Annotated in this window: 5 protein-coding genes; 1 reads left to right on the forward strand and 4 read right to left on the reverse strand. The window is 63.0% G+C overall.

Annotated features, from left to right (window positions below; genetic code table 11):
• Positions 1-37: 37 nt before the first annotated feature.
• The 4 genes from PMI38_RS20925 to PMI38_RS20940 all read right to left on the reverse strand — a co-directional run bounded on the left by PMI38_RS20925 (position 38) and on the right by PMI38_RS20940 (position 5,510).
• The gene (locus PMI38_RS20925; protein ID WP_008098368.1) at positions 38-1,444 is read right to left on the reverse strand and encodes a M16 family metallopeptidase; all 1,407 of its coding nucleotides are present in this window, start codon (positions 1,442-1,444) and stop codon (positions 38-40) included.
• Between the two features lie 30 nt (positions 1,445-1,474).
• Positions 1,475-3,133, reverse strand: coding sequence for a Na/Pi cotransporter family protein (locus tag PMI38_RS20930; RefSeq protein WP_008098370.1), 1,659 nt, complete (start codon positions 3,131-3,133; stop codon positions 1,475-1,477).
• 226 nt (positions 3,134-3,359) lie between these two features.
• On the reverse strand, positions 3,360-4,130 hold the full coding sequence (locus PMI38_RS20935; RefSeq protein ID WP_008098372.1) for a TerC family protein: 771 nt from the start codon (positions 4,128-4,130) through the stop codon (positions 3,360-3,362).
• Between the two features lie 72 nt (positions 4,131-4,202).
• Positions 4,203-5,510 carry a CitMHS family transporter gene (locus tag PMI38_RS20940; RefSeq protein ID WP_008098374.1) on the reverse strand — a complete coding sequence of 436 codons (1,308 nt, stop codon included), beginning with the start codon at positions 5,508-5,510 and terminating at the stop codon, positions 4,203-4,205.
• A 266-nt stretch (positions 5,511-5,776) separates the two neighbouring features.
• Here PMI38_RS20940 and PMI38_RS20945 point away from each other — a divergent pair, with 266 nt between their 5' ends.
• Positions 5,777-6,178, forward strand: a complete 402-nt coding sequence (locus tag PMI38_RS20945; RefSeq protein WP_008098376.1) for a GFA family protein — start codon at positions 5,777-5,779, stop codon at positions 6,176-6,178.
• Positions 6,179-6,259: the final 81 nt, after the last annotated feature.

The raw sequence follows: 6,259 nt of genomic DNA on the forward strand, positions 1-6,259 counted from the left end.
GCGATAGGGCCGGTACTGGCAAAAGGATACCTCCGATCTACCGCTCCCGTGTAGCGCCACTCGGTCGATCAGGCGTATGGCGCCGCCAGCGCAGCAGCCCCGCCGCCAGGATCAGCCCCAACAGCAACGCCACCAGTCCATAAAGCTCGTCATACCCCAGAAACGGCTTCTCGATCCGCAGATAACCCTCATCCTTGAGCAGACTCTTCAGTGCATCGTTGGCCTGCGCCAGGGTGACCTGGCGCAACTTGCGCACCGGGTTGGCGAAGCGCCCGTTGCTGTAGTCGTTCAGTGCCCCCCAGTAATAGTCGGCCAGCGCGCTGTTGCCCTGGGTGCTCCAGCTTTCCTTGGCAACGGCGGCATCCTTGATGCGGGCGAAAGTATCCGGATCGAGGCCTTCCTTGCGCAGGTGATCGAACAGTTGCTGCATCACCTTGACCGCCGCATCGACGTCGTCGCGCTCAAGGTCGGCATTGAAGCTGAGCATGCCGCTGTCACCAAAGCTCTCGCGTTGCACCGTCGGGCCATAGGACAGGCCGTTGCGCAGGCGCAGCTGGTCGTACAGGGCCCAGTCCAGGTAGCGCGAGAGCAGGTCGAGGGTCTGCTGGTGGTCGTTGTCCAGTACCGGCTCGATGAACAGCCAATGCAACTTGGCGCTGTCGCCCAGCAAGCCCCGGGTCAGATCACGACGTTGTTCGGCCTGCTGGCTGATGCCGTCGAGGTTGCGGCGCTCTTCCGGCTCGGTGGCCGGCAATTCGCCAAACGTGCGCTCCAGGTAGGCCGGCAGCACGCGATCGAGGCCGCCGACGACGATCAGGGTCATGTTGTTGGCGGCATACCAGCGATCGCGCAGGGCCTGCACCTGCTCCAGGGTCATGTCGTCGAGGTTGGAGCGTTCGGGGCATTTCAGGCCCAGTTCGGTCGCCAACTGGTCGCTGGCGGGGTGGCCGATGTCCTGGCGGTCGAGCCAGCGTTGCAGGTGGCCATAGTGGCCGCCATCCTCGCGTTCGATGATGCGCTTGGCGGTGGCCAGGCTCTTGGCGTCGATGCGGGTGTCGCGGATCACCGCCAGCAACAGGTCGAGCACCTTGCGCTGGTTGCGCGACGGGGCCTCGATGACAAAAGTGGTGTCGGCGCTGCTGGTGTAGGCATTCCACTCCCCGCCCAGCGCCTGCAGGCGCTCTTCCAGGCCGCCTTCGCCGGTTTCGTCGATGCCGCTGAACAGCAGGTGTTCGAGCAGATGCGGCAGCTCTTTCTGCTCGCAGCCGAAGTCGTCCAGGCCAACCCCCACCACCAGGCGGATCGCCACATGGTCCCGTTCGTAGCCGGATTTGAGGATCACCTGCAATCCGTTTGGCAACAGGTAACCCTCGACCCGCGAACGATCGAGGGCAAGCGTGGGCAGGCTGCAGATCAGCAGGCAAACGAACATCAGGCAACGCATGGGCGAGCTTCGGTCTCCGGGTTTGCGAGGTCAGGGCAGGCGGGCTTCGTCCGGTACGGTGTCGAGCATCAGCCCGCCCGTGTCCGACCCACCCAGTACCACATAGGCACTGCTGCAGAACAAAGAGTTCAACCGCTTCATGTCGGCGATCAGCTCCAAGTGTAGCGAACTCGTCTCGATACTTTGCACCACCTTGCGTTGCAGGCGGCTGACATGGGCATGGGCCAGACGCCGCTCCTGGGCGCGGAAGCGGCGCTTTTCGCGCAATAGCAGGTGGGCGCTTTCGGGGTCGGCACTGAGGAATACCGACAGGCCCAGGCGCAGATTGGCCAGCAATTGCTCCTGCAGGCCGGTCAACTCCTCCAGGCCAACCTGGGAGAACTCCCGGCGCTGGCTGGTCTTCTGCTGCTGAACCTTGCGCAGCATGCGCTCGATCAGGTCGCAGGCGAGCTTCAGGTTGATCGCCAGCTCGATGATCTCGGCCCAGCGCCGGTTGTCCTGGTCGCTGAGGTCTTCCCTGGGCATCTGTGCCAGATACAGTTTGATTGCGCTGTACAGGGCCTCGCCGTCCTCTACCAGGGCGCGAACCTGCTGAGGCAAGGCCGTCTGGGTGCCGCGCAGGGCGCCGAGCATGGCTTCCAGCAAGCTGTCCACGATATCGCCCAGGCGCAGGGTTTCGCGGGCGGCGTTGGCCAGGGCCAGGCTGGGGGTGGTGAGGGCGGATGCGTCGAGGTGGCGTGGGCGCACCTGGCCGTTGCCGTTCTCGCGCTCGGGCAACAGGGCATTGCACAGGCGGCCCATGGGTTTCACCGTGGGCAGCATGATCAGGCAGCGCAGGGTGTTGTAGAGCAGGTGGAAGCCGATCACCAGCTCCTGCGGGCTGAAGCTGAGCGAGTCCATCCACGCCACCAGCGGATGCAGCACCGGGATCATCAGCAGCAGCCCGATCAGTTTGTACAGCAGGCTGCCCAAGGCCACTCGCCGGCCTGCGGCGTTCTGCATGCTGGTGCTGATGAAGGCCAGCAAGCCGCTGCCAATGTTGGCGCCGACCACCAGGCCGATGGCCACCGGCAGGCTGATCACCTCGGCACCGGCCAGGGTCGCGGTCAGCAGCACGGCGGCCAGGCTGGAGTAAGTGACCATGGCGAACAATGCGCCGACCAGGGCATCGAGCAGAATGTCGCCGGTCAGCGAGGCGAACAGTACTTTCACGCCTTGTGCATGGGTGATCGGGGCTGCGGCCTGCACGATCAGCTCCAGGGCGAGAATGATCAGGCCCAGGCCGATGCCCACCCGCCCGAGTTGGCCGGCGCGGGTCTGCTTGCGTGAAAGGAAGAAGATCACGCCAAGGAATACCAGCAGCGGTGAAAGCCACGACAGGTCGAAGGTGAGCACGCGCGCCATGAGTGCCGTACCCACATCGGCGCCCAGCATGATCGCCAGGGCCGGAGTCATGGCCATGAGGCCCTGCCCAACGAAGGACGTGACCAGCATGGCGGTGGCGTTGCTGCTCTGAACCACGGCGGTGACCACGATGCCGGCGATGAAGGCCAGCGGTCGTCGGTTCATGTTCTGGCTGAGCACTCGGCGCAGGTTGGAGCCGAACACCCGCAGGATGCCGGTACGAACGATATGCGTGCCCCACACCAGCAATGCCACGGCGGAGAGCAGGTTGAGCAGGATCAGCATGGTCTAGCCCCCCTTATAATTCGGGCTCCAGAAGCAGAGCCAATGGGTGAAGCCGTGAGCCTGGCCCGGGGGTGGGTATTTTTATTCAGTGCTCATTCAAGCTTTAGTTGTTTTGCAGACCGCGCGCCAGCTTGGCACGCTCGGCAAGCATTTGAAATCTTTCCGTCATGAAAGCTCGGACATGAAAAAAGGCCCCGGAGGGCCTTTTTTGCAGTGCTTCCAGATTTTATTGACCCGGAATGTCCTTGCGCAGTTTCACCGGGTCATGTTCCTTGCCCGCTTTACGCGCCAGGGCGGTGCGCATGCGAATGTTGATCGCTTCCACGGCCAGGGAGAAGGCCATGGCGAAGTAGACGTAGCCCTTCGGCACGTGCACGTCGAAGGATTCGGCGATCAGCACGGTACCCACCACGATCAGGAACGACAGGGCGAGCATCTTCAGCGACGGGTGCTTGTCGATGAAATTGCTGATGGCGCCCGCGCACAGCATCATCACCAGCACTGCAACGACGATCGCCGCGATCATCACCGGCACGTGGGAGACCATGCCCACCGCCGTGATCACCGAGTCCAGGGAGAACACGATGTCGATGATGGCGATCTGGATGATGGTGTAGAAGAATTTGCCACCCGCGCCTTTCGGCTCGTCGGCGCTTTCATCCTCGCCTTCCAGGCCGTGGTAGATCTCCTGGGAGCTTTTCCACAGCAGGAACAGGCCGCCGAAGAACAGGATCAGGTCGCGTCCGGAGATGCCCTGGCCGAAGACTACGAACAGGTCCGCGGTCAGGCGCATGACCCAGGTGATCGACAGCAGCAGCATGATGCGGGTGACCATCGCCAGCGCCAGGCCGAAGATCCGGGTGCGCGGCTGCATGTGCTTGGGCATGCGGCTGACCAGGATCGAGATCATGATGATGTTGTCGATACCAAGAACGATCTCAAGCGCTGTAAGGGTAAAAAAGGCAACCCAGATTTCCGGGCTGGTCAGCCATTCCATGTGTATTCCTTCGAACGGTAATGGCGAAACGCCCGTAAACGGGCGCCTCGCGTTGGGGTAATGCGGATTAGATTAAAGACTGCTGAACAGCGGGAAAATGCCCATCAGCAGCGCGGCGGCCATTATGCACAGGCAGACCAGCACTGCCCACTTGAGGGTGAAGCGCTGGTGATCGCCGAACTCGATACCTGCCAGGGCTACCAGCAGGTACGTGGAGGGTACCAGCGGGCTGAGCAGGTGTACCGGTTGCCCGACGATCGACGCACGGGCCATTTCCACCGGACTGATCCCGTAGTGGCTGGCCGCTTCTGCCAGCACCGGCAACACGCCGTAGTAGAACGCGTCGTTGGACATGAAGAAGGTGAACGGCATGCTCACGATGGCGGTAATCACCGCCAGGTAAGGGCCCAGGGCTTCGGGGATGACGGCCAGCAGGCTCTTGGACATGGCCTCGACCATGCCGGTGCCCGACAGGATGCCGGTGAAGATACCGGCGGCAAAGATCAGCCCGGTCACCGCCAGCACGCTGCCGGCATGGGCGGCGATACGGTCTTTCTGCTGTTGCAGGCAGGGGTAGTTGACGATCATGGCGATACTGAAGGCGATCATGAACAGCACAGGCAGTGGCAGCAGGCCGGCGATCAGCGCGACCATCAGCGCGGCGGTCAGGGCACCGTTGAACCACAGCAGCTTGGGGCGACGGGCTTCCGGGAATTGCGAAACGCTGATTTCGCTGTGGTCGATGTCATCGGTGGGCAGGTGCAGTTCACCCAGGCGGGCGCGTTCACGTTTGCCGTACAGATAGGCGATGCCCAGGATTGCCACGATGCCGAACAGCATGGCCGGGATCATCGGCACGAAGATGTCCGACGGGTCCACGTGCAGGGCACTGGCGGCGCGGGCGGTCGGGCCGCCCCAAGGGGTCATGTTCATCACCCCGCCGGCCAGGATGATCAGGCCGGCCATGATCCGCGGGCTCATGCCCAGGCGGCTGTACAGCGGCAACATGGCGGCGCAGCAGATCATGTAGGTGGTGGCGCCGTCACCGTCGAGCGATACCACCAGGGCCAGCGCGGCGGTGCCGACGGAAACCTTGAGCGGGTCGCCCTTGACCAGCTTGAGGATCTTGCGCACGGCCGGGTCGAACAGGCCGGAGTCGATCATCAGGGCGAAATAGAGGATGGCGAACATCAGCATCACGCCGGTGGGCGCAAGCTTGCTGATGCCTTCGAGCATCATGGGGCCGATCTTGGCGGAAAAACCACCGAACAGGGCGAACAGGATCGGTACCAGGATCAGGGCGATCAAGGCCGACAGGCGCTTGGTCATGATCAGGTACATGAAGGTGATGACCATGGCAAAGCCGAGGAAGGTCAGCATGGCAATACTCCAGGCGTGGCGCGGCGAAAGGAATGGCTATTCGGGCGGATCAGCGCGTCGAGCGCTGCGCAGGGAGCAAGCGGAGGGGAACTACGGAAGAGCGGGCACGGGAAAACATCGGAATCACCATTGTTGTTGTTGATTGGGCCGGGCACGGAAAAATCCGGGTGCCCTGGCTGACCGGTCTGCTGCCGGTAGTGGGGGCTATCCTAGGGGGACAAGCTTTCAGCCAGCTTTCGCCGAGAAAAGGGCGACAGGAGGTAGTGATGCCGGATGTAACCGAAGGAGGCTGCCATTGCGGCGCCTTGCGCTATCGGCTTCAGGGCGAGCTGACGGACATCGCCCATTGCCATTGCTCGATCTGTCGGCGGGTCAGCGGGGGGCTGGTGGTGACCTGGCTTACCCTGCCCCGCTCAGGTTTTCGTTGGCTGGCCGGGCGGCCTCAGTGCTATATGGCGCCGGCCGGTTGCAAGCGCTATTTCTGTGGGGAATGCGGGGCGCATGTGGCGTTGGTGACCGAACACAGCCCGGGCAGTATCGATGTGACGGTGGCGACGCTGGATCATCCCGAGCAGGTGCGCGCCAAGCGGCATATCTGGACCAGCAGCCGCTTGCCTTGGGTGCATCTGGATGAGGATTTGCCGGGAGAGGCTGAGGAGGCAATGTAGGCCTTGTGTCGGGTTCTCGGGCCCTATCGCCGGCAAGCCGGCTCCCACAGGTGCTCCACAGGTTTGTGTGGGAGCCGGCTT

This window comes from Pseudomonas sp. GM84 (genome assembly GCF_000282535.1).
Taxonomy (GTDB): domain Bacteria; phylum Pseudomonadota; class Gammaproteobacteria; order Pseudomonadales; family Pseudomonadaceae; genus Aquipseudomonas.

Coding starts and splice junctions, on each gene's coding strand:
- PMI38_RS20925 (WP_008098368.1), bottom strand. CDS start 1,444: ATGCGTTGCCTGATGTTCGTTTGCCTGCTGATCTGCAGCCTGCCCACG.
- PMI38_RS20930 (WP_008098370.1), bottom strand. CDS start 3,133: ATGCTGATCCTGCTCAACCTGCTCTCCGCCGTGGCATTGCTGGTGTGG.
- PMI38_RS20935 (WP_008098372.1), bottom strand. CDS start 4,130: ATGGAATGGCTGACCAGCCCGGAAATCTGGGTTGCCTTTTTTACCCTT.
- PMI38_RS20940 (WP_008098374.1), bottom strand. CDS start 5,510: ATGCTGACCTTCCTCGGCTTTGCCATGGTCATCACCTTCATGTACCTG.
- PMI38_RS20945 (WP_008098376.1), top strand. CDS start 5,777: ATGCCGGATGTAACCGAAGGAGGCTGCCATTGCGGCGCCTTGCGCTAT.